This is a genomic window from Microcystis sp. M179S2, from assembly GCF_020245805.1.
Lineage (GTDB): Bacteria > Cyanobacteriota > Cyanobacteriia > Cyanobacteriales > Microcystaceae > Microcystis > Microcystis aeruginosa.
In genome coordinates this window covers 1-22420 of sequence record NZ_JADBUE010000020.1, presented here as the reverse complement: position 1 = coordinate 22420, position 22420 = coordinate 1, and the positions used below count along the sequence as shown (strand labels likewise).

Here is a 22420-nt window from a genome sequence, read left to right as displayed (position 1 = left end):
CTCTAGTCGCAGGTATGGACAAGCTGGATATCCTAAGCCATACGGGAAAGACGCTCTTTGGTCGCCCAGTTATTTTGTATCTTCTGTAGGAGGTGCGCCACTGGAAGTTCTTAAGTGCTACATCAAAAATCAGGAAAAGCCGTCGTAAAACGACGGGGTTTTAACCCAAATTTTCGATAAGTTGGGTACTATTTTTGTAGATAGTGCAGAAATCTACAGGAGATCAAGTAATGAGTGAATCAGAAAGCAACAAGGTGCGTTACAAACCATAACGCACCAAAATTTTTATTAATCTCTAACAAAGATTACAGAGGTCGATAGATGCGGTAATCGATATTGGGGAAAATATTGTCGATTTCCTCGACTTTTTGCAACCAACCGGAGTCAATCTTCTCGGATTTCACATCTTCATAGATTTTATTTAACCGCAGCAGGTGGGAACGAGTGCGCCGGACAGCATAGGGAACCATCGTACCGGTTCGCATAATAAAGGCCCAGTCAGAAGATTGCGCTAATAATAACTCCCGGGCTGCCTGATTTAAAGCCCGTTCCTGTAATTCATCCTCCGCTTCGTGATGACTTAATTCAATCATCCGTTCCGTGCCTTTGTGCAGGTGAGGATAGATCCAAGCGTTAGTTTCATTCAGCCAGTATTCATGGAAACCCTTATAACCCCAACTGGATTGGGAAGGACGACAGACCTGCTGGGTCGGGTTAGCCCGGAGATAATCGGCTAAATGGGTCATTTGGTAGATATTTTGGTCATACCAAGACTTGCGGAACAGAAAATCAATAAACCAGGGTCCCTCATACCACCAGTGACCGAATAACTCGGCATCGTAGGGAGAAACCACCAGGGGAGGACGGCCCATAATTCCGGCTAAACTCTCCACTTGCCGCTCGCGATTATACATAAAATTGCCTGCGTGTTCGGCGGCTTTTTCTTTGGCCCAGTAGGGGTCATAAAGCCCTTTTTCCGATAAACCACCGTCCCGGCTAGTAATTTTGTGGTATTTGATGCCTATATTCTTGCGTTGACCGTTGGGCATGATATAGGGCTTAATATACTCGTATTCCGCTTCCCAGCCCAAATCTTTATAGAATTCCCGATAGACCACATCCCCCGGATAACCGACTTGGGAAGACCAAACCTGTTGGGAAGATTCGTGGTCACGACCGAAAGCAGCCACCCCGGTTTCTGTGAAAATGGGCGCGTAACTGCCGTAACGGGGGCGCGGACGACCGTAGAGAATACCGTGGCCATCGACGAGGAAGTAACGAATGCCCGCATCGGCTAACATTCTTTCTACCCCTTCATAGTAGGCACATTCCGGCAACCAAATGCCCTTGGGACGACGACCGAAATTTTCTTCGTAGTGTTGACAGGCCACCTCAATTTGCGCCCAGACCGCTTGCGGGTACATTTTCATCAGGGGCATATAACCATGGGTCGCACCACAGGTGATAATTTCTAGGTTGTTACTGTCGAGGAATTGTTTAAAAGCTTTGACCAGATCTCGATCGTATTTTTCCCAAGTTTGTCGGATACTTTGGAAAGATTCAGCGTAATATTCGGCTAAGTAGCGAATATGGCCATTGTGTTGATTATGGTCGATTTCTTTAGCAATTAATTCTTCTAACTTACCTAAGTGTTCTTCATAACGCTCTTGCAGTAACGGATCCCGCAGCATCGACACCAAAGGCGGAGTCATGCTCATGGTCATTTTAAAATCGATACCGTCCCGCTTGAGACCTTCAAAAACTTGCAGGAGAGGGATGTAGGTTTCTGTGATTGCTTCGTATAACCATTCTTCTTCGAGGACGTAATCGCTTTCGGGATGGCGGACGAAAGGGAGATGAGCGTGGAGAACTAGGGCAACATAGCCAAAAGCCATAGGATTTCTTCTTAGAATTAAGGAATAAAACTTTAAGATTAGGTTGAGTAGATTTTATACTATCTTAAGCTTCTACAATAAAGAATATGATAAAAGTCGATCGATCGTCGATCGATCTCCGCAATCCCTAGGTTTACTAATTTGCCGATGCTCCCATCTAACGAGCCACTGACTGCTTTAGGGAGAGAGACGACAACGCCTCTCTCGATTCAACTCTTGCTGTTTGTTGATGACCGTCCCAGTTCTCAAGAAATTATCCGTCAAATTCAGGCCTATCTCCAGTCTTTAAAGTCTGATTACCCGATTGACCTACAAATCATCGAAATTCGCCAGCAACCTCATTTAGTCGAACATTTTCGCCTTGTAGCTACCCCGGCCCTGGTCAAAATTGCCCCCGGCCCCCGTCATACCCTCGCGGGCAGCAATCTGGTGGAACAGTTTAAAAAATGGTTGGTACGCTGGCAAAAAGCGATTAAAGAGGAGGTCAAAAATCATCACGCTGAGGATGCACAACTTCAAGAGGTGGAACATTCGGGCGAACTCATCCGCATCGCCGATGAGGTTTTTCGTCTTAAACAGGAAAAGGAAGAATTATTGGAACAATTAAAATTTAAAGACCAAATTTTGGCTATGTTAGCCCACGATTTACGCAGTCCTCTCACCGCTGCTTCCATCGCTGTGGAAACCCTCGAATTAGCCTATCATCAACCAGATACGGAGCGCAGTCTGCAATTACGAGAACAACTGCACCAACAGGCCCGCAAACAGTTTCGGATTATGAACCGTTTGATTACGGATATTCTGCAAGCTTCTAAGAGCATGGCGGCGCAATTCACTCTCCAACAGAGTAAATTTTATCTCCAATCCCTCTGTCAGGAAATTTTGTCTCAATTTACCGATACTTTTCAGGAAAAGACTTTAATTCTCCAAAGCGATATCCCCCAAGATCTGCCCCCCGTCTATGCTGATGAGGAGTTAATCCGACAGGTGATTATTAATCTCCTAGAGAATGGGGTCAAATATACCCCCCCCGGCGGCGCAATTACCCTTTCTGTCCTTCATCGTACTACTCAAAAAGTACAGGTGAGCATCAGTGATACCGGCCCCGGCATCCCCGAAGAAAAACAAGAGCATATTTTTGAGGGCCATGTGCGTCTCAAACGGGATGAGGGTAAAGAAGGTTATGGCATCGGTTTATCGGTCTGTCGCAAGATTATTCGCGCCCACTACGGTCAAATTTGGGTGGATAGTGTCCCCGACCACGGCAGTAGTTTTCACTTTACTTTGCCAGTTTATCGCTAAAATGCTCCGCTAACCAAGCATCAATGTCCCCTAAAACTAAGTCGGGGATTTCCCAGGGGAACAGATGGGCCGTATCTGGGTAACATTTCCACTGAGACAGTTTCAGTTTTTCGGCCGTTTCTTGGCTCGAGGCACTGGTAATATGGCGATCATTTGCCCCCGCCAGAACTAAGCAGGGAATTGTAATTTTGTCAAGAGATTTTAAACAATTGTAACCTTTTTTTAAAGCCCGATTTAAAGCGCGATCGGCAAATGGAGAAGTTTGTAAGTAGGCAGGAACAGCATCTTGAGCGAGATATTGATAGGCGATCGCTTGATGTTGTGAAAAAAGGTACTGAAACAGGGAACGACGAGCAAAAGTATCAATATTCCAACGCCATCCCGGTTTAATCTGATTGAGAATTGCCGCCATCCCCGTCAAAACTAAATCTGTGGTGGTGATAGGAGGATGACTACCCCAAGGCCGCGCGGCCGAGGCCACTAGAATTAAACCAGGAAAGCGATCGGGATGCCGCAATACTAATTCCAGTGCGATTATACCCCCCAAAGACCAACCGAGAATTAAACATTGCGGGATTTTTTGGCGATCGAGCAGCCCGATTAAATCCTCTAGATGTTCTTCTAGCTGAAAATCCCGGCGATAACGACTTTTACCGTAGCCGCGCAGATCCGGGGCCAGGGTTTGCCAGCGTTGGCAAAAATGCTCAGTAAATACAGACATACTGGCTGCCGAACCGGGATGACCGTGCAGACAGAGGATCGGATAGCCATTACCTTTAATGTTAACGTTTAGAGCGATCGACATTGAGCAGTTATCAGTTATCAGTTATCAGATTTGAGTTTTAAGTGAGCAGTATGTATTAAGCGAGCAGTATTATAGCGTTTCCTAAGCTAGTGAGGTACACCTATTTTTCTTCCCTTTTGCCTCTTGCCTTTTGCCTAAAACCCATAACTTTTGTACCTCAGCAGACTGAAAAACGCTATAAATAGCAGTTTCCTACTGTCTTTTCACTGTTCACTGTTTACTGTTTACTGATCACTGATTATTGACTAGGATATATGAGCGATCGAGTCTCTGGTAAGTCATACTAGAGAATAGGAGAGAGTTGGTCTAGAGGTTGCGGAATCATTTGATCAATGATTGCGAGGAAAGTCCGAACTCCCGAAAGACCACACTTGCTGGATAACGTCCAGTGCGCGCGAGCGTGAGGATAGTGCCACAGAAAAATACCGCCCCCTTTTTTCAGTAATCAGTAAACAGTAACGAAAGTAAATTCACTGATAACTTTCCACTGATAACTGATAACTGATAACTGATTGGGGGTAAGGGTGCAAAGGTGCGGTAAGAGCGCACCAGCAGTATCGAGAGGTACTGGCTCGGTAAACCCCGGTGGGGAGCAAGGTGGAGGGACAAAGGTTGGTCTTTTTCCTGTCCCGTTTTTAGGAACCGCTCGAGGTAATTGGTGACAATTATCCCAGATAGATAACCTCTATTCCCACAAAGGTAAAAGCGATTTTACTGCTGTTGGGAAATACAGAATTCGGCTTATGTCTGACTCTCTCCTTTATCAGTTATCAGGAGTCAGTATTCAGGAGATTATTTTTATTTATTCTCCCCCCGCAACGCGCACGAAGTGGTCTCCCCTGCTCTCATTTCCCCTGGAACCTCAACTACCAATTTAAATGCTTCTTAGCTTAGAGGGGGATTGCACCGCTAACGGTTAGGTGATTGATCAAATCCCGTATCGCTTGGCCGCCGCTACCGTGAGCTAAAGATATAATGGTGTCTCACACTTAAGTAAGTCTGGGGTGTTTTTGGTTCTTTAGGATATCTTAGGCTAAAATATTGGTCAATGGGTAAGTACCAGCAATGTTGAATCTCTTAACAAAACTTGACATTCTGTTAAAAAAATGAGGCAAAGTCTATTGGCTAATCGCTATCGAATTATTCGACAATTAGGAAGTGGGGGATTTGGCGATACCTTTCTTGCGGAAGATACCCATTTACCATCAGGTCGCACCTGTGTAATTAAACAACTGCGACCCATGCACAATAACCCACAGGTCTATCAACTGGTCAAAGAGCGCTTTCAAAGAGAAGCAGTGATTTTAGAAGATTTAGGAAATAGTCATGATCAAATTCCCACATTGTTTGCTTATTTTGAGGATCAGGGACAGTTTTATTTGGTTCAAGAATATATTCAGGGACAGACTTTATCTAGTTTAGTTAAGAGCCAAGGAAAACAAGAAGAAACCTTTGTTAAAAGAATTTTACTAAAGCTTTTAGTCCTATTGGAATATATTCAAAGTAAACGGATTATTCACCGAGATATTAAACCAGATAATATTATTATTCGTCACCACGATCAAATGCCAATTTTAATTGACTTCGGTGCTATTAAAGAAGCAATAGGTACAGGGATGTCTCCTAGGGGTAATTCCACCAGTTCTATTGTAATTGGAACACCGGGGTTCATGCCTTCAGAACAATCAATAGGAAGACCAGTTTTTTCCAGTGATTTATATGCTCTTGGTTTAACAGCAATTTATTTATTAACAGGGAGAATACCTGAAGAATTAGAAACCGAACCGCTTACTGGAGAAATTATCTGGCGACAATATGCTTTAAATGTTAGTCCAACTCTAGCCAATGCAATTGATAAAGCTATTAAATCGCAAGCAAATCAAAGATTTACAACTGCTCAAATGATGAGACAGGCGCTACAGGGACAGCCGAGAGTAACGCCAACTGAACTTTCTTTCCCTTCATCTCAACAAGGCAACGTGATTCTGAAAAATGACTGGATAAAAATTACTATTGCTGCTGTAACAATAGGTATTACTTTCTTAGCTGGCTGGACTTTCTTCTCTAAAAAACAACAACAAAAATTAGAAGAAAGAATCTCTGAAATTCAATCAGAACAGACTAATCAAGCCAAACAACAAGAGCAAGAATTAGCGGAAAGGCAACGACAGCTAGATGAAAAACAACGTCAGCTTGAACAAAACCAGGAAGAATTAGCTGAAAAACAGCGTCAACTTCAACAAGAAAAACTTAAACCAACTGAAACTATCGCCTCTTCTTCTGAGCAAACAAGCTTAATTTGGCGTTCTCAAAGTAATTTAACTAGAATTGCAAACTTAAATAAAATTTGTTTTGGTAGTAGTACACTCAGTTTAGTTGAAACTATTTTTGGATATGGTAAACCACCATTTACAGGAACAATTACGATTCCTGCTCCCCAAACAGAAGGTTGTACAACTGGAGATACCCTACGAGGAAATTTTAAGCTGTCTGGAAATGCAGGTAACTGTGTCGGCACAGTTAAGATTACTTGGAAAAATAACGATAATGCTTTTATCCAATGGAATATTACTAATTTGGGTTTAGCTTGTCCTGTAGCTACAAGCAATTGGCAAGTTAATACTTATCCTGTCAAGCTTTAATTCGCCAAGTTTTGAAAATTCCCAAAAATAAAACTTTGACTCTTGTAGTTAGCAATAAATTTATGATAAAATATTAATAAATAATCAGGAGCAATTATGGCAGTTAAACCAAAATCAGAAAAATTAAACAGTGATATTTTATTAGAGCAAGAGACGAAAGCCTTTAATCCTCCGTCTCTTCCTAACTCTTCCCCAAAGAGTAAAACTGTTTTTCTGCAACAAGCAGCAGGTGCTTTAAGGGATGATAGCTCTCTTGCTGACCTAAGAGACTCTATTTACCAAGCTAGAGGACGTTCAGAAACTGAAGATGATGTATCTTCTTGACACGGATACTTTAACTCATCTCCACGCAGGTAATACTAACGTTATTAATCGGTTAGAAAGCTTACAGGATGAGGAAGTCGCCATTGCGATTGTCACCAAGATTGAAATTTTGCAGGGAAGGATAGATTATCTACTTAAAGCTTTTTCAGGAAGTGATTTATTGAAAGCACAAAAACTTTTTTGTCGTTCAGAAGTCCTACTGAATCAACTTCCTGTAATTTTAATTGATGGAGATGCTGCTAATCAATTTGACCGTTTACGAAGTGTTTCTAAAATCCAAAAAATTGGCAGAGCCGATCTATTGTATCGCATTAGCTAATCAAGCTAGGTTAGTAACCAGAAATCTGCGACATTTTAGACAAATTCCTCATTTATCCTTAGAAAATTGGGTAGATTAATACAAGGTCTGATTTGCCCAGTTTCTGAACCTTTAGTTGGCTCTAGATTTACCTCAATAATCAGTCCTCGCTTGAGATTTATTATGCTGTCCATCCTACTAAAGCTGATTCGGTAAGTTGCTGTAATTCTTCATCTTGTTGATAAATTGCTGCCTACAGATTTGCTGATTCTTGTAAGTCCTGAGCCTCTAGTTCTAGTTGAAATCGCTCTAGAGCCACTCTCACTATCTCATTAGCATCTTTAAAGCCGTATTTTTGATAACGGTTGAGAAATTCTATTTGAGGTTTTTATAGACTAAACTTTTGTTCGATCATGGTTTTTCTTGGTTGTTGATAAAGGTAATCCTTCTTCGAGTATAACGCTACAGGTGAAATAAGCTGTTGTGCATTTAAACTGGGTATGAGGACATTAAAAAACAAACTGAGAAACTCACTCTCTCCCCTCTCCCCCACACCCCACACCCCACACCCTACACCCCTTCTTCCCGCTCCCATGTCCTTAAGTGATCCGCGTCGCCAAAAACAATTAAAAACCCTAGTGGAAAAGCTGGGTTTATCGGCTGATGTCCCCGTCAGGTGGGATTTATTAGATTTAGCTCTAACTCATCCCAGTATTTCCCGTGATAAGAATTATGAACAATTGGAATTTGTGGGCGATTCTGTGGTAAGACTGGTGGCGGCGGAGGTATTGTTAGAAACCTATCCGGAGGCGCTAGTGGGAGAATTTGCCGCCCTGCGATCGATGATGGTTAGCGATCGCACTCTGGCGGAATTTGCGGATCGCTACGGTTTCGAGCGTTATTTGTTGGTATCAAGTAGTACGAGTATCGATCAAGCGGGGAGAATTTCCCGTCTAGCAGACGCTTTTGAGGCGGTTTTGGGGGCATTATATCTTAGTACACAGACTATGGTTTTAGTGCGTTCTTGGCTAGATGAACCACTAAGGGAAAAAGCGGCCGAAATTCGTCGAGATCCGGCCCGACAGAATTATAAGGATGCCTTGCAGGAGTGGACACAAGCAACATACAAAAAACTGCCGCAATATTTAGTAAAAGAAATCAATGGCTTAGATCAAGAACGTTTTTGTGCGGAAGTGTGGTTAAATGAGCAGAAATTAGGAGTGGGAACTGGCAGAAGCAAAAAAGCAGCGGAACAGGCAGCGGCTAAATCAGCTTTTCTAGAAGTGGTTAAAGGCTAAATGAAGATATTTTTGCCTAACGGACGAATTGCCAGAGGCGAATTTTAAAATCATAATTACCACTAGCCAAATACTGCCCATCGGGACTAAAAGCCAGGGATTCCACCCAGTCGGAATTATTATCAAACCAGGCTAACTGTTTACCCGTGGTCACATCCCATAAACGCACACCGTCATTACTGGCACTAGCGAGAATTTGTCCGTTGGGATGGAGTGCCAGGGAACGGATTCGGGCCGTATGACCGATGAGGGTAAATAATAACTGATTATTGCTCGTATCCCAGATTTTAATCGTGCGGTCTAAACTACCCGTAATTAAATTTTTGCCGTCGGGAGTGTATAAAAGCTTGCTAACCGCTTGGGGATGGGCGGAAAATTTCGATAAAAATTTGCCCTCGCGGATGTCCCAAAAATTTACCTCACCGTTTTCATGACCACTAGCAAGGGTGACACCATCGGATTTCATCCCTAGGGAATAAACAAAATTACCCACCCAATTTAAACGATAGAGGGGACGGCGGGGAGGTTGCACTGTCCAGAGGCGAATTCCTTCCAAACCACCACTAATTAACGTTTTACCATCGGGAGTAACCGTAAGGGCGAGGACCGTATTACCGTGTTCGAGGGCAATTCCTAAATACTTGCCTTCCACCAGATTCCAAAAATTAATAGAACCATCTAAACCGCTACTAACTAATAATCTTTCGTTGGGACTAATGGCTAAAGCTTTGACGCTGGTTCTTTGGGCGCGAGTTTGGGAGACTTTTTGCCCTGTTTTTACCGACCAAATTCTCAGGAGAGGATCCGTATCACTACCACCGGCGAGAACTAATTGGTTATCGGGGCTGAAAATCACAGCATTGGGGGTGGATTGTTGCCCTTCTAAGGTTTTAGCGAGGGTAAGTCTGCCTAAACCTTCTACTAGGATAGTTTCTGGGATTTTTTCGCCACTTTCAGCCGCGGGTTTAGGGGGGGCAATGGGATTTTGGGCATGACTAAGCTGATGTTGCCCGATTGTCAGCGTGGTTAAGACACTGACCACAATTGCCCCGACAAGTTTCTCCCCACCGATAAATCGGAATTTCATAAATTTAGTTGAATATTAACAAATGAACCGTGCTATAGATTCTAGCCTTTGAGGAGATTGATTGCCAAGCAAGGGGAGATTTTTGAGCTAAGAAGGTCGATTTTTTTCGTTTTTCAGGGTTGGTAAAGCCACTTGACCCGATTGGGGCGGTAAATAGTATCTTGCTGCTTCTTCTTTGTTGATTACCTTGCTTTTTTGGCTCTGTTGCCACCTGGCGAAGATAGCGATCGCCATAATCGTTGCCCCTAAAGATAGCAGTGTCCATCTTTGTCCTAGAACCCCGATGATGACATCTACTGCCGCTGCGGTAAAGATAAAGCTAGTTATTGGTTCTTGACGGTAAGCTTTCTTGAGAAAAGGCGGCCAGAGGAGATTACTCATTTTATCTATTATTTCTACGGTTTCGATAATTCCAGCTTATCCTATCATCCTGAAAAATGTTGTCGATCGAGGTGATGGGGGTTTTTCAGTAATCAGTAATCAGTAATCAGTATATCTCCTGCAAAAATCAAAAATCTTCCGTTAGGTGAGGAGAATCCGAGACAGGAGGATAAAAAAGACAAGAGACAACTATTACAACCATAAAACCTAATATTATGTCAAATTTATCTGAATTTGAGGTCTAGTAAACAGTAAACAGTGAACAGTAACCAGTAATCAGTGAACTGAAAACTCAAATCTGATTAGCTGCCCGCACATTTAAATTGCTTGTTGAGATGAGGTAAGAGGCAACAGTAAAGAGATTGGCGGAAATTCAGCTAATCTAAGGATAGGCGGTTAAAATGTGTCTCCGATAACTGCTATAGCGGTTATCGGAGACAAAAGTTAGTTTAGGTCTGGGTTTTAAACATCCCAGAAAAGAAGATTCGCATATCAAATCAGCAGGGCCCGATAATATTAGAGATTCTACTGCTGAACTGCAAATAATCACCACCGGAGAATCCGATCCTTTAACAAATACAAAGAGACGATACCCCCTCAAAACCAGTTGATAGGATTATGGTAGTGACCGAAATCAACTTTTAAGAATCTATAATGGGCTTTATTGTCCATTATTATCTAATATAACGGCTTTAAAGCCTGTTATATGCACTTTTCCTCGGTATTATCATGGCCTATCCTCTCTACGTCGCTTTTATTTGGCATCAACACCAACCCCTCTACAAATCCTGTCAAACTCGCACCGATGCTTCGGGACAATATCGCTTACCCTGGGTGCGACTGCATGGGGTGAAAGATTATCTCGATTTAATCCTGATTCTAGAACGTTTTCCCAAATTACACCAAACTGTCAACCTTGTCCCCTCTTTAATCCTGCAATTAGAGGATTACGTCAACGGACTAGCTATAGACCCCTATCTTGCCCTCACCGTCACCCCAGAAGCGCAGTTAACCCTGGCACAAAAACACTTTATCCTCGAACACTTTTTCGATGCTAACCATCGTACCCTGATCGATCCGCACCCCCGTTACGGGCAATTATACGCACAGCGTCAAGAAAACGGTCATAGTTGGTGTATTAGCCATTGGCATCTCCAAGATTATAGCGATCTCTTGGCTTGGCATAACCTCGCTTGGATTGATCCTATCTTTCACAGTGACCCAGAAATCGCTGCCTGGTTAGAACAGGGAAAAAACTTCACTTTAAGCGATCGCCAGCGAATTATCTCCAAACAGCGTCAAATTCTGCGTCGTATCTTGCCGCAACACCGGTTAATGCAGGAAACCGGACAACTAGAAATCATTACCAGTCCCTACACCCATCCAATTTTACCCCTGCTGGCCAACTCGGAAGCAGGCCGGGTAGCAGCGCCGAATATGACCCTTCCTCGGCAATATTTCCGCTATCCTGAAGATATTTCGCGCCATCTCCAGAAAGCTTGGCAAATCTATATCGATCGCTTTGATAAACATCCTCGAGGACTGTGGCCCTCGGAACAATCCGTTAGTCCCGCGATTCTCCCCGCTGTCGCTAAACAGGGTTTTCAGTGGTTATGTTCCGATGAGGGGGTGTTAGGTTGGTCTCTGGGACATTACTTTCATCGCGACGAAAAAGGCAATATTAGCGAACCGGAATTGCTTTATCGTCCCTACCGTCTGGAAACTAGCAACGGCAATTTATCGATGGTTTTCCGCGATCATCGTCTCTCGGATCTGATCGGATTTAGCTATAGTGGCATGAAAGCAACCGAGGCCGCTACAGACTTAGTTAAACACCTAGAAGCGATCGCCGAACAACTGAAAACCAACGCAGAAACCACGACCCTAGAAAAACCCTGGTTAGTTACCATTGCGCTAGATGGCGAAAACTGTTGGGAAAACTATCATCAAGACGGTTTACCCTTCCTAGAGAACCTTTATCAACTTTTAAGCGACCACCAAGCGATCGAATTAGTCACCGTCTCCGAATATCTCGATCGCTTTCCCGCTAATGCCAAAATTCCTGTCAATAAACTTCATAGCGGCTCTTGGATCGATGCCAATTTTACCACTTGGATCGGCGATCCCGCTAAAAATAAAGCTTGGGAATATCTAATTTTAGCCCGTCAAACCCTCGCTAATCACCCGGAAGCGACGGAAGATAATAACCCCGACGCGTGGGAAGCATTGTATGCAGCGGAAGGTTCCGATTGGTTTTGGTGGTTTGGTTATGGCCATTCCTCCAATCATGACGCAATTTTTGACCAACTTTTCCGCGAACACCTGATCGCTCTTTATCAAGCTTTAAATGAGCCAATTCCCTCCTATTTGCTCGAACCTGTGGAAGAACACGGGGATAAACAAACTAATCGTCCACTGGCTTTCATTCACCCCATTATCGACGGTTTTGGGGACGAACAGGATTGGGATAAAGCTGGACGGATCGAAATTGGTGGCGCCAGTGGTACAATGCACCGGACTTCCTTAGTACAAAGGCTCTTTTTCGGTTGGGATCACCTCAATTTTTATCTGCGTTTCGATTGGAAACCGGGGGCGGAATTAGGCAAAGATATCCCGCCTGAAGTACATTTATATTGGTATTATGATGAAGTGCATCGTCTGCAAAGTCCAATTCCCTTAGCAGATATTCCCCCTCGATCGCCCCTCGATTACGGTTATCATCATCATCTAGGAATAAATTTAATCACGGAATTTACTTGGTTAGAATTCGCTCAAGAATATTTTACTTGGCAGCGAGTTCCTAGTAGTGCCAAAGCTTCTTTTAATCAATGTTTGGAAATTGCTGTACCCTGGGAAGGATTACACATTGAACCCGATGCTCGTCTCCATTTAATCGCAGTTTTAGCCAATCAAGGTCAATACTATGATTTCCTCCCCGTTGAAGAATTAATCTTCCTGCAAAGACCTTAAATCAGTGATCAGTGATCAGTTATCAGTAACCGCTCTAATCTCTAGTTAGTCTCAAAATATATTCTCTAATTATAGGGATTACTAAATAATAATATGGAAAAGAAACAGACAAATCCGATGGGCAAAGTTTTCACCCCTTTAACAATAATTAATCGTGCCGATGAATCAGCAGCTGCTAGAGGTTTTATCTCTGCTTCAGAAATTCGCTCTGTTACTTTACCAAAAGTTTTAGTTGATACGGGAGCAACAAACCTCTGTTTACCTGCTAATATTATTGAGAAACTGGGGCTAGATTTACTTAAAGAAGTCGATGTTAGTACCGCGACTGGATTGAGCAAAGCGAGAGTCTTTCAGGATGCTAAAATATTGCTTTGTGGTCGGGAGGGAACTTTTGAATGTTTAGAATTACCCGGTGGTCGCGATGCTTTAATTGGAGTAATTCCCCTAGAAGCACTGGGTTTAGAATTAGACCTACAAAACCAAACTTTGAAAGTTCTACCCTCCGAATCTCCAGATACTTATCTAACAATTCTCTAAAAATTGATAACCTTCATGGATCGATCACCCTTATTTTCTCAATTTAGTAGAAAGATATGTTTTAGCTTTAACTAATCAGATAGATTTAGTTTTTGATCCCTATGGGGTGTCCTGTTGGTGATAACCTCAAAAAAAACTGCTCTGGTATTCTAGAGAGCGGAATTCTTGAGACGGAGAGAAGAAAATAGAGAATAAGTCCTGAAGGAATCACGGCGATGAAACAGGAAATTAAGCCCTTTAACCCTGATAAAATCTACGAAATAGTGCTTTCTGTCAATTTTTCCATTAAAGCCCAATCTGCTCAAGAAGCGCAGGAGAAATTATACTAAATCCGTTGAGCATAGGCTACTTATGAGGACAGGCAATAGGCAATAGGCAATAGGCAATAGGGGGAATAAATAATCATTCTTTAATAACCGGATTTAGTATTAAACGCTATCCTTGGGGAAATGGATGCGGATCACTGGCAAATTCACCACATCTGTGCAGCGGGAAATTAGCTATATAGTCCCATGATCTAGCTTTTTCAGGGCGCTGAGAGCATGGAGACGGACGATTGCTTCCCCATCGGCTGCTAAAGTCAGCAAAATACTTTTATTATCCCGCTCTAATTCTCCTAAAGCGATCGCTAGAGACTGTTTAACTCCCGTATCAGTGAAGAGTGCCGGACGGGAGTGATAAAAATTACTGAGAATTTCCCCTGCTTGTCGGCGTAATTTCTGGGAGGTTTGCCGGCCGAGAATAGCAATAATTTCCCGACAAATCAAGACATTTTCGCTATATAAAGCCTTTTCTAAGTAATTTAAAGCTTCTCCATCCTCGATCCAGCCTAATGCTCGCACTACAGTTAATTTTAAACTATCGGGAGTTAAGGAAGATTGCAGCAGTGGATTTAAAGCTTTGGCTGAGGTTGCTGTGCCGATACGACCGAGAGCGATCGCCGTTTCTTGACAGATCTCGAGGTGGATATCGAATAACAGCGGTTGCAGATGGTTAACTAAATCTGCTTGGGGATAATTCGTCCCCAGGTAACTACTAGCTTTAATTGCTTCCCGTCGCACCTCGATGGCCGGCTCCTGTAAAGCATCGAGGATCATCGCAGTAATCTGGGGATGGTGAAAACTGCTTAAAGCTTCGATCGCCATGGACCGAATGGCGCTAGATTGATCCTTAACTACGGTTAAAAGCGGTTCGATAATTTCCGGTCGGCGAATTTGTGATAAAGCTTGTACGGCTAAAAAACGGGTATTAGAGTCCGTCAGTAATTGCGCTAAACTAGAGATCGCAGAACTGCCGATATTAGCTAAAGCAGCCGCAGCCATTTGGCTGAGTTCTTCCTCCTCCGATCTTTGCAATAATTGACTGAGAGCGAGAATACAGGCTCGATCGTCAAATTGACTGAGAATTCTCGCCAGAAACCAGCGCATTTCCCCATCTTGTTCCTCGGATTCTAACAGGGCAATTAAAGGAGCGATCGCCGATTGCCCGATTTGAGGAAATAGTTTCGCTATTTCCCATCGCTGTTGAAAATCACATTTTTGTAAAGCTTCTAGGGCTAAATCGAGGATTTCATCGTTAATAATCGGTTCAATCGCATCTTTTTGGTTTAAAAGTCGCTGTATGCTGGCGTTTACTGTCTCCCAGTCTTTTTTATTCAACGCTATCTGAGCTTTTTCTAGCAGAGCTTGCATCGTCGGAAATGGCCTCGATTTTCGTGCTACCTATCCCAAGAATGTCAGACTTTCTCGCTTTTGTCCTCTCTCATAATGCAAGAAACCGATAATAAATCTCCAAATTGTGCATCAGACATCAGTAGAGGGCGCATCAGCGATCGCACAGTAGGGACGACTATAACAAAGGGGTATTTCCAGGTCGTGTTGTTCCAAAAATTCCCGATTACTTAAAATCTTAGCGGTTTCTCCCTCTCCCATCACCTGACCACGACTTAAAACCACCGTGCGATCGCATAGTTCTAAAGCCAGATCGAGATCATGGGTGGCGATCACTTGGGTTTGGGGTAAAGTGGCCAACAGTTGTATTAATTGCCGACGGGATCGGGGATCCAGTTGGGCGCTAGGTTCATCAAAAACCAAGACCTGCGGCAACATGGCTAAAACCCCCGCAATGGCCACGCGTTTTTTTTCACCCCCCGATAGATTCTGACTGTTTCTCTTACCGTAATGCTGGGAATCCAATCCCACCGCGTGTAAAGCATGATGACAGCGATGGTTTAAATCCTCTCCGCGAATTCCCTGATTCATCGGTCCAAAAGTCACATCTTCCCAGACAGTGGGCATAAATAGCTGATCGTCGGGGTTTTGGAAGACTAAACCGACAAAATTGCGGATATTTTCCAAATTCTCCGGTTTAACTTGGTAAGGACCGACGGTGATTTTACCCGTTTGCGGCGGGAGAATACCGTTAAAATGCAGTAATAAGGTGGATTTTCCCGATCCATTTGCCCCGACCAAAGCTACCTTTTCCGTAGCTTCAATGGCTAAATTAATACCTTTTAACGCTTCTGTGCCGTCAGGATAGGTATAAACTAGGTTTTCAATAAAAATCGGGTTGTGGTGCATGAAAAACGAGACTTTTACCTGAGTAGATGTACCATTTGACCCCAGAGGATCAGAATTACTGTGCAAATTATAGCGAGATAATCTTTCAGCTTGCTTTGGGGAACCTGTACAGAGGGTAAGGAACCGGTGTAACCCCTCGATAACATGGCTTGATAAATGCGATCGCCACGTTCGTAGGTACGGATAAATAAAGCGCCGATCATGTGTCCCACTAGCAGCCGTTGCCATCGGGGACTACTCATTAAATTGCGCGCAATTGCTGCCCTTCGCATGGAATTAAATTCAGCGATCAAAACAGCTAGATAACGGTACATAGAAGCCAAAATTGCCACCAATAAAGGGGGAGTTTTCAGGGTAACTAATGCTTGCAACAGGTCGGGAATTGCTGTCGTTAAAACCAGAATATTGACCGTACAAAGACAGAGAAAAGCTTTTAGGGCCACACTGCCTAACACCAGCAATCCCTCGCTAGTTACCCGCAAAAATCCCCAAGACCAAAGAATTTCCCCGCCATCGCGAAAAAGAGTTCCCAATAAAACCACACCGATAAAGACAAATTCGATCGCTACTCTTTGTAAAAGTACGGGAATAGCCACCCGACTGATCAGAATTAAAATAATTAATCCTAATCCGTAAATCCCCCAAGTTTCCCAGCTACCATTCGGCGTTAAGGCTGTGGCAAAAACTAACAAAAGAGTCACTAAAACCCGGGTATGGGGCGCGAGTTTCTGCCAAAAACCGAAATTTGGGCGCTCATTTTCGCAAGAAAAAGTGGCAATGTGTAGCATTTATTCAGTGATCAGTTATCATTTATCAGTTATCATTTATCAGTTAGAAAGGGGATTTAGGGATTTAGGGGTTTAGGGGTTTAGGGATTTAGGGGTTTAGGGAAATTTCAGCTAAATGCCCCACGTCCCCACGTCCCCACTCCTGACTCCTCGACTCCTATCTCCTTACTCCTGATTTTGGGATTTTGCAATCACTAATTTACCGATACCCCAAGCGATGCCGAAAGTGGCAAGAGTTCCCAGAAAACCGGCGAGGGGAGTGGCGACACCTTCGGGAACACCTTTGAGGGCATAACCATCAAAAATTCGGGCGAAAGGTAATTGACTACCTAGGGCGTTAGGGTCTTCTTTTTTGCTAAATTGCAAGTCTTCCGCCACTCGATCGAGTCCGTCGGGATCGGGACTGGCAAAGGGAGAAAGAAAAACGGCGATAATTAGGGAACATACTAGGCCAATCAGAAAAAATTGGCTATTTCTGCGAATATTCATCGAATTAATTGCTTTATTGACGAGAAGCGTAGGAAGGGGGAACAGAGGTATTAACGGAATGGGGCGGATCGTAGAGAAGATCGGGACGAGTTCGCCAGATATAACCGACAGCGAAAACGGTAATCACCGCTTCCCCGATGCCGATGAGGATATGCCAAGATAACATGGCAAAAAGGGCGACTAAAGGCGGTACAGTGCCAGATAAAGCCAATTGCAGGGCGCAAGCTAACGCCGCCACCACCACACTTGTCCAAGCGGCCAGGGCAACAGCGATCGCCATACTGCGCCAACTATGAAAACCGAGGGCTTTCCTAATCCCTAGATAGAGATAATAACCGCCAAACGTCCCGATCAAACCCATATTGACGATATTCGCCCCTAAAACCGTTAAACCGCCATCTTGAAAAAATAAAGCTTGAACGATAAAAACCACCGCCATCACCAAAGAACCCGCCCAGGGACCGAGTAAAACCCCCGCAAGAGTCCCCCCTAATAAATGTCCGGAGGTTCCCCCCGGAATGGGAAAATTAATCATCTGGGCGGCAAAAATAAAGGCGGCACAAACTCCCATCAAAGGTACAGCCCGTTCAGCGTAGTGACCGCGCACTTTTTTGAGAGAAAAGCCAATCAGGACGACGGCAATTATCCAAGTAAATAGACTCACCGATGGACTCAACAAGCCGTCAGGAATATGGAGGGCGAGATAAGGGGTAAGGAGAGGGTGAAACAAACCAACTCCCAGAAAATTAACAGACATTAAAACTCAGTCTCCTTGGCAATTTGGGTTAAAGATTTGAATAGAATTGTCTCGCTGGGACGGAAAAGTCCTATCTTCTAGTAGATAACTAACCGCTTCATTCTACAATGCTCTCTCTGGGGATTTAAACCCTTTAGCTTCTTAAGAATTTCTGTTATTTTGCCAGCCGTCAGGGTTTAGCTATCAGCAAAAATCTGATTATTCTCAAGCACTCAAATTATTTAAATTATTATTAATTTTTCGAGTTTTTTTCAGTTTTTATGCTAGGACTCAATCAGTTATCAGTTATCAGTTATCAGTTATCAGTTATCAGTTATCAGTTATCAGTTATCAGTGTAATACCTCCCACTTCCTAAGATAAATAAAGATGAATCAGCTTAAAACTGTTGCTTTATTGGGTTTACTAGCCGGTTTACTTGTCGCTATTGGCTACGCGATCAGTGGTCAGGGCGGTGCTTTAATTGGTTTAGTAATCGCCGCCATTACTAATATCGGTTCTTGGTACTTCTCCGATCGCATTGCTCTGGCCGCTTACCAAGCCCAACCAGTCAGCCGCCAACAAGCCCCCGAACTCTACCAAATGGTGGAAAATCTCTCTCGTCAAGCCAATATTCCCACGCCGCAACTCTATATCGTCCCCACCCCCGCCGCTAATGCTTTCGCCACCGGCAGAGATCCCGAACACGCCGCCGTCGCCGTTACCGAGGGCATTTTAAACCTGCTGCCCGCCGACGAATTAGAAGCAGTTATCGCCCACGAATTAACTCATGTGCGTAACCGGGATACCTTAACCCAAGCTGTTGCGGCCACCGTTGCCGGGGCGATTTCCTACCTCGCCAGAATGCTGAGTTATGGTTTCCTGTTTGCTGGCAATTCTCGCCATCGTCAAGGGGGCAATCCCATCGGTTTGCTACTTACCATCTTTCTCGCCCCCCTTGCCGCCACTGTGATTCAGATGGCTATCTCTCGTACCAGAGAATTCGAGGCCGATGCTGGTTCCGCTCGCTTGACCGAGAATCCCGAAGCTTTAGCCCGGGCTTTAACCCGTTTAGAATCGATCGGTCGTCAAATGCCCTTAAATGCCAATCCTGCCTTTGAACCTCTGTTAATTAGCAGTCCTTTTTCCGGGCAGTTTCTGGCTAATTTATTCGCTACTCACCCATCCACCGAGGCAAGAATCGAAAATCTCCGTCGCATTCAACAGGAATTATTAACCTGATCCCGTTCTTAATTTTTAGAGGTTATCTAGTGGTAAGCTATCAGAGATGACCCCCTCTTTTTCGCTTTTTCTAGCTTGGTATGAAACCGTGATCAACTCTGAAGAAAAAAGACCGACTTGGGACGAATATTTTTTAATGATCGCTAAATTAGCCGCCACCAGATCCACCTGTTTAGCTTTTCCCGTCGGTGCGGTAATTGTCAAAGATCGGCAGGTTTTAGCCACGGGGTACAATGGTTCCCCATCAGGAACGGTTCATTGTACTGCCCAGGGTTTTTGTTATCCCGGTTTGGGAACCTGTCGAGAATCCGGAGAAATTCCCTCTCGGGCAATTCATGCCGAAGCTAATGCGATCGCTCAAGCGGCCAAACACGGTATTTCTACCCAAGGTGCTAGTATTTACGTTACTTTAGAACCCTGTATTTCCTGCTTAAAACTAATTATTTCTTCGGGAATTAAAGAAGTTTTTTACGAAGCGGATTTTAATAGTGGGACAAAAGCCATGTTAAGGGATTCTTTTCTGGAAACGGGGATTATTAAATATAAAAAGATTTATTTATCAGAAGCAATGGCTAGTCATGCGGCCTTGTTTTTATTAAATCCCATTTCGATCGATCTCAGGTAGTTATCCCAAGGATGCTAATTACTAGGAAAACTCTCTATTTCTATGGTAAATAAAGTTAGTTTACTTGGGATAAAATAGCGAAAAATTTTTTATGGACGGGTTTCCAGAAAAGGTTCGATATCCATGGGGAACCAATCCCCGTCTAATACCTGTTCAAGAGTGAATATAGACTCTAGGGGAATCGCATTTTTATCGACGATTCTAGCTCTGATCAGGGTTTTTCTGGCATCGGAGTAGGCTGTCTCGAAAGTATCCCGCAGGTGATTGGCGAGAGTCGGACTATCTACCTTTCTTTCCAATTGAACCCTAAAATTGGCGATTTCTTCGAGCCAATGACGGGCATTCCGTTCTTTTTCCGATTCCCAATAGGATAGTTTCAGGAGATGGATTAATAATTGAGTTAACAAACTCTCTACAGCCCGTCTGTCACTTTTTCCCATGCACTCCACTTCCTCGATCAGGTTTTCCCAGTCCACCAGGTCGAACTCTTTTCGCTTTAACAGTTCGGCGGTTTTTTCCGTCCAGAGAACAAAATCTTCCTCGTAGAGAGCGGTCATAATAGATTTATCTTCCCGACCGGGAGCGCAGGGTAATGGCTCGATTATAACGCTCGATCAGCTTCTCGTCCGGGGAATTTTTGCCAAGTTAGATATTTATCCCATAGCACAAGTTGTTCTTTTTGTCAAAAAAACTTTTTCTTTTTAACAAAAGTACACAAACATTTTGATCAACACTCTGGGGTAAAAAGGGGAGAAAGACAGAAGGTTACTAATAGTCTTTAAGTAGGCAGTGGAGATTTAGAGAGGGTTTCCAGGATGGCTCAACAGCTAAAAACACAAAAAGCACAGAAAAACCCATCCTTGCATAGAGTAAAATTATACCATAATCGCTGTAAGTATTGCCATCTCGTGAATAAATAAAAATGATTCTCAATTAATTCTTAAGAAAAAGTAAATATTGCGAAATGTAAATTGAAATCTTCTCAAGTATTAATGGTTTATTGATAAAAAATGCTTATATAAGCTAGACTGCATTGAAACCGCATCTTGAAAATTTTAGTACAAAGGCTCTGCTCTCCCCTCTCCCTTTGTTTATACCAGTATTATACTAAATCCGGTTATTAAAAACTGATTATTTATTCCCACTTTTGCATGAGTGCATGAGTGCATGAGTGCCTGTCCTGATATGTAGCCTATACTCAACGGATTTAGTATTACTGATGCTGGAGATACTATCCATGACTTTGGCACTGGGGATAAAATTGACCTAGGGGCAGTCTTGGATAATATTGGTTATTTAGGAAGTAGTCCCATCAGTGATCAATATGTCCGTTATTTTCTAACCCCTTTTGTAGAGACTAAACATGACAAGTCCCTACAGATATGGACTGAGGCAAATCAATCCGATCAACATAACCTGTCGGGATATAACGATGTTATCTCCTCCTAGATATAGGGGAATAGATCAGGTCTTACAGATGCTAAAATTATCATTTTCAGACAAGTAAGCAGGAGTATAAGTTATGACCTTTATACCAGCTATTGATCCAGATATTGAATACCCCGATAGTGACGGTAAACCCATGGCCGATAATACCGAACAATACGAATGGATCGTGAAAATTAAAGAAAATCTTGAGATTCTCTTTGCTAATTCTCCTAACGTTTTTATTGCGGGAGATCTCCTCTGGTATCCCGTCCAAGATAAAAAAATTACCGGACCGGTTGCTCCCGATGTTATGGTAGTATTTGGTCGTCCGAAAGGAAGACGGGGTTCCTATAAACAATGGCAAGAAGATAACATCGCTCCTCAAGTGGTCTTTGAAATTCTCTCCCCTTCTAATAGTTTAGAAGAAATGGAGCGAAAACTCCTCTTTTATCAACGTTATGGAGTGGAAGAATACTATCTCTATGATCCAGATTCTCATAATTTTCAAGGATGGTTGAGACAGAAAGGACTATTAAGTTCTATACCTGAGATTAAGGGATGGGTTAGTCCTCGGTTAAATATCCGATTTGAATTGACAGAAGATGAGTTAGAAATTTATAGTTTAGATGGTCAGAAATTTTTAACTTCTATTGAGTTATCTCAAAGGTTAGAACAAGAGCGTCTTAAAGCTGAACGTTTAGCTGAATATATCCGTTCTCTGGGAATTGATCCCGATACTTTATGAATATTTAAAGGAGTATAAATTATGACCTTTATACCAGCTATTGATCCAGATATTGAATACCCCGATAGTGACGGTAAACCCATGGCCGATAATACCGAACAATACGAATGGATCGTGAAAATTAAAGAAAACCTTGAGATTCTCTTTGCTAATTCTCCTAACGTTTTTATTGCGGGAGATCTCCTCTGGTATCCCGTCCAAGATAAAAAAATTACCGGACCGGTTGCTCCCGATGTTATGGTAGTATTTGG

Annotated in this window: 22 protein-coding genes, 1 other RNA gene and 1 pseudogene; 14 read left to right on the top strand and 10 right to left on the bottom strand. The window is 43.2% G+C overall.

The genetic code is table 11. The annotated features are described in order from the left end of the window. Positions 1 to 148 (top strand): transposase (locus tag IM500_RS01180; RefSeq protein WP_287737457.1); only part of this gene is annotated, 148 nt, incomplete at its 5' end. A 157-nt stretch (positions 149 to 305) separates the two neighbouring features. On the opposite strand, the gene IM500_RS01175 is transcribed toward IM500_RS01180, so the two are convergent. After that, the gene (locus tag IM500_RS01175) at positions 306 to 1895 is read right to left on the bottom strand and encodes a glycoside hydrolase family 57 protein (RefSeq protein WP_287737456.1); all 1590 of its coding nucleotides are present in this window, start codon (positions 1893 to 1895) and stop codon (positions 306 to 308) included. 147 nt (positions 1896 to 2042) lie between these two features. Between IM500_RS01175 and IM500_RS01170 the strand changes: the two genes are divergently transcribed. Beyond that, positions 2043 to 3197 carry a histidine kinase gene (locus IM500_RS01170; protein WP_190722113.1) on the top strand — a complete coding sequence of 385 codons (1155 nt, stop codon included), beginning with the start codon at positions 2043 to 2045 and terminating at the stop codon, positions 3195 to 3197. Here IM500_RS01170 and IM500_RS01165 read toward each other — a convergent pair. After that, a complete protein-coding gene (locus IM500_RS01165; protein WP_287737454.1) occupies positions 3175 to 4002 on the bottom strand; it encodes an alpha/beta fold hydrolase in 828 nt (275 codons plus the stop codon). The two genes, IM500_RS01170 and IM500_RS01165, sit on opposite strands and share 23 nt — an antisense overlap. Before the next feature lie 297 nt (positions 4003 to 4299). On the opposite strand from IM500_RS01165, the gene rnpB reads away from it, so the two are divergent. The 5 genes from rnpB to rnc all read left to right on the top strand — a co-directional run bounded on the left by rnpB (position 4300) and on the right by rnc (position 8564). Then, an RNA gene (rnpB, locus tag IM500_RS01160) (RNase P RNA component class A) lies at positions 4300 to 4761 on the top strand. 347 nt (positions 4762 to 5108) lie between these two features. Continuing rightward, entirely contained in the window at positions 5109 to 6644 is a 1536-nt protein-coding gene (locus IM500_RS01155; RefSeq protein WP_287737452.1) for a protein kinase domain-containing protein, read from the top strand. Between the two features lie 96 nt (positions 6645 to 6740). Beyond that, positions 6741 to 6968 carry a hypothetical protein gene (locus tag IM500_RS01150; RefSeq protein WP_190722799.1) on the top strand — a complete coding sequence of 76 codons (228 nt, stop codon included), beginning with the start codon at positions 6741 to 6743 and terminating at the stop codon, positions 6966 to 6968. Next, positions 6952 to 7287 (top strand): type II toxin-antitoxin system VapC family toxin, encoded by a 336-nt coding sequence (locus tag IM500_RS01145; protein ID WP_242034694.1) that lies wholly within the window; start codon positions 6952 to 6954, stop codon positions 7285 to 7287. The genes IM500_RS01150 and IM500_RS01145 overlap by 17 nt, the downstream gene beginning before the upstream one ends. A gap of 572 nt (positions 7288 to 7859) precedes the next feature. Beyond that, a complete protein-coding gene (gene rnc, locus IM500_RS01140) occupies positions 7860 to 8564 on the top strand; it encodes a ribonuclease III (protein ID WP_190722798.1) in 705 nt (234 codons plus the stop codon). Positions 8565 to 8580: 16 nt separating this feature from the next. Here rnc and IM500_RS01135 read toward each other — a convergent pair whose 3' ends face one another. Further along, entirely contained in the window at positions 8581 to 9651 is a 1071-nt protein-coding gene (locus tag IM500_RS01135) for a WD40 repeat domain-containing protein (RefSeq protein ID WP_287732921.1), read from the bottom strand. A gap of 87 nt (positions 9652 to 9738) precedes the next feature. Continuing rightward, complete coding sequence (locus IM500_RS01130; RefSeq protein WP_287737450.1) at positions 9739 to 10032, bottom strand: hypothetical protein; 294 nt, start codon at positions 10030 to 10032, stop codon at positions 9739 to 9741. A gap of 729 nt (positions 10033 to 10761) precedes the next feature. On the opposite strand from IM500_RS01130, the gene IM500_RS01125 reads away from it, so the two are divergent. Both IM500_RS01125 and IM500_RS01120 read left to right on the top strand, forming a co-directional pair. Continuing rightward, on the top strand, positions 10762 to 13002 hold the full coding sequence (locus IM500_RS01125) for a glycoside hydrolase (protein WP_287737448.1): 2241 nt from the start codon (positions 10762 to 10764) through the stop codon (positions 13000 to 13002). A gap of 93 nt (positions 13003 to 13095) precedes the next feature. Next, positions 13096 to 13539 carry a retroviral-like aspartic protease family protein gene (locus tag IM500_RS01120; protein ID WP_190722795.1) on the top strand — a complete coding sequence of 148 codons (444 nt, stop codon included), beginning with the start codon at positions 13096 to 13098 and terminating at the stop codon, positions 13537 to 13539. Between the two features lie 500 nt (positions 13540 to 14039). Here the strand turns inward: IM500_RS01120 and IM500_RS01115 are convergent, their stop codons facing one another. The 5 genes from IM500_RS01115 to IM500_RS01095 form a co-directional block, all read right to left on the bottom strand. Beyond that, a complete protein-coding gene (locus tag IM500_RS01115; protein WP_190722794.1) occupies positions 14040 to 15230 on the bottom strand; it encodes a HEAT repeat domain-containing protein in 1191 nt (396 codons plus the stop codon). A gap of 111 nt (positions 15231 to 15341) precedes the next feature. Beyond that, positions 15342 to 16118: an energy-coupling factor ABC transporter ATP-binding protein gene (locus IM500_RS01110; protein ID WP_190722793.1), complete on the bottom strand. Its 777-nt coding sequence runs from the start codon at positions 16116 to 16118 to the stop codon at positions 15342 to 15344. Positions 16119 to 16132: 14 nt separating this feature from the next. Beyond that, positions 16133 to 16906: a cobalt ECF transporter T component CbiQ gene (gene cbiQ / locus IM500_RS01105; protein ID WP_190722792.1), complete on the bottom strand. Its 774-nt coding sequence runs from the start codon at positions 16904 to 16906 to the stop codon at positions 16133 to 16135. A gap of 165 nt (positions 16907 to 17071) precedes the next feature. Beyond that, a complete protein-coding gene (locus IM500_RS01100; RefSeq protein ID WP_002796648.1) occupies positions 17072 to 17395 on the bottom strand; it encodes a PDGLE domain-containing protein in 324 nt (107 codons plus the stop codon). A gap of 13 nt (positions 17396 to 17408) precedes the next feature. Further along, complete coding sequence (locus IM500_RS01095) at positions 17409 to 18152, bottom strand: energy-coupling factor ABC transporter permease (protein WP_287737446.1); 744 nt, start codon at positions 18150 to 18152, stop codon at positions 17409 to 17411. A 367-nt stretch (positions 18153 to 18519) separates the two neighbouring features. On the opposite strand from IM500_RS01095, the gene IM500_RS01090 reads away from it, so the two are divergent. Further along, positions 18520 to 19371 carry a zinc metalloprotease HtpX gene (locus IM500_RS01090; RefSeq protein ID WP_190722790.1) on the top strand — a complete coding sequence of 284 codons (852 nt, stop codon included), beginning with the start codon at positions 18520 to 18522 and terminating at the stop codon, positions 19369 to 19371. 88 nt (positions 19372 to 19459) lie between these two features. Further along, on the top strand, positions 19460 to 19996 hold the full coding sequence (locus tag IM500_RS01085) for a deoxycytidylate deaminase (protein WP_061431546.1): 537 nt from the start codon (positions 19460 to 19462) through the stop codon (positions 19994 to 19996). Between the two features lie 89 nt (positions 19997 to 20085). On the opposite strand, the gene IM500_RS01080 is transcribed toward IM500_RS01085, so the two are convergent. Further along, positions 20086 to 20553 carry a DUF29 domain-containing protein gene (locus IM500_RS01080; protein ID WP_287737443.1) on the bottom strand — a complete coding sequence of 156 codons (468 nt, stop codon included), beginning with the start codon at positions 20551 to 20553 and terminating at the stop codon, positions 20086 to 20088. A gap of 637 nt (positions 20554 to 21190) precedes the next feature. On the opposite strand from IM500_RS01080, the gene IM500_RS24385 reads away from it, so the two are divergent. From IM500_RS24385 to IM500_RS01070, 3 genes and pseudogenes are all read left to right on the top strand, one after another. Then, positions 21191 to 21445 carry a type I secretion C-terminal target domain-containing protein gene (locus IM500_RS24385; RefSeq protein WP_353737886.1) on the top strand — a complete coding sequence of 85 codons (255 nt, stop codon included), beginning with the start codon at positions 21191 to 21193 and terminating at the stop codon, positions 21443 to 21445. A 73-nt stretch (positions 21446 to 21518) separates the two neighbouring features. Beyond that, positions 21519 to 22169, top strand: a complete 651-nt coding sequence (locus tag IM500_RS01075) for a Uma2 family endonuclease (RefSeq protein ID WP_287737441.1) — start codon at positions 21519 to 21521, stop codon at positions 22167 to 22169. Positions 22170 to 22190: 21 nt separating this feature from the next. After that, positions 22191 to 22420, top strand: a pseudogene (locus IM500_RS01070) (Uma2 family endonuclease); the annotation flags it as partial.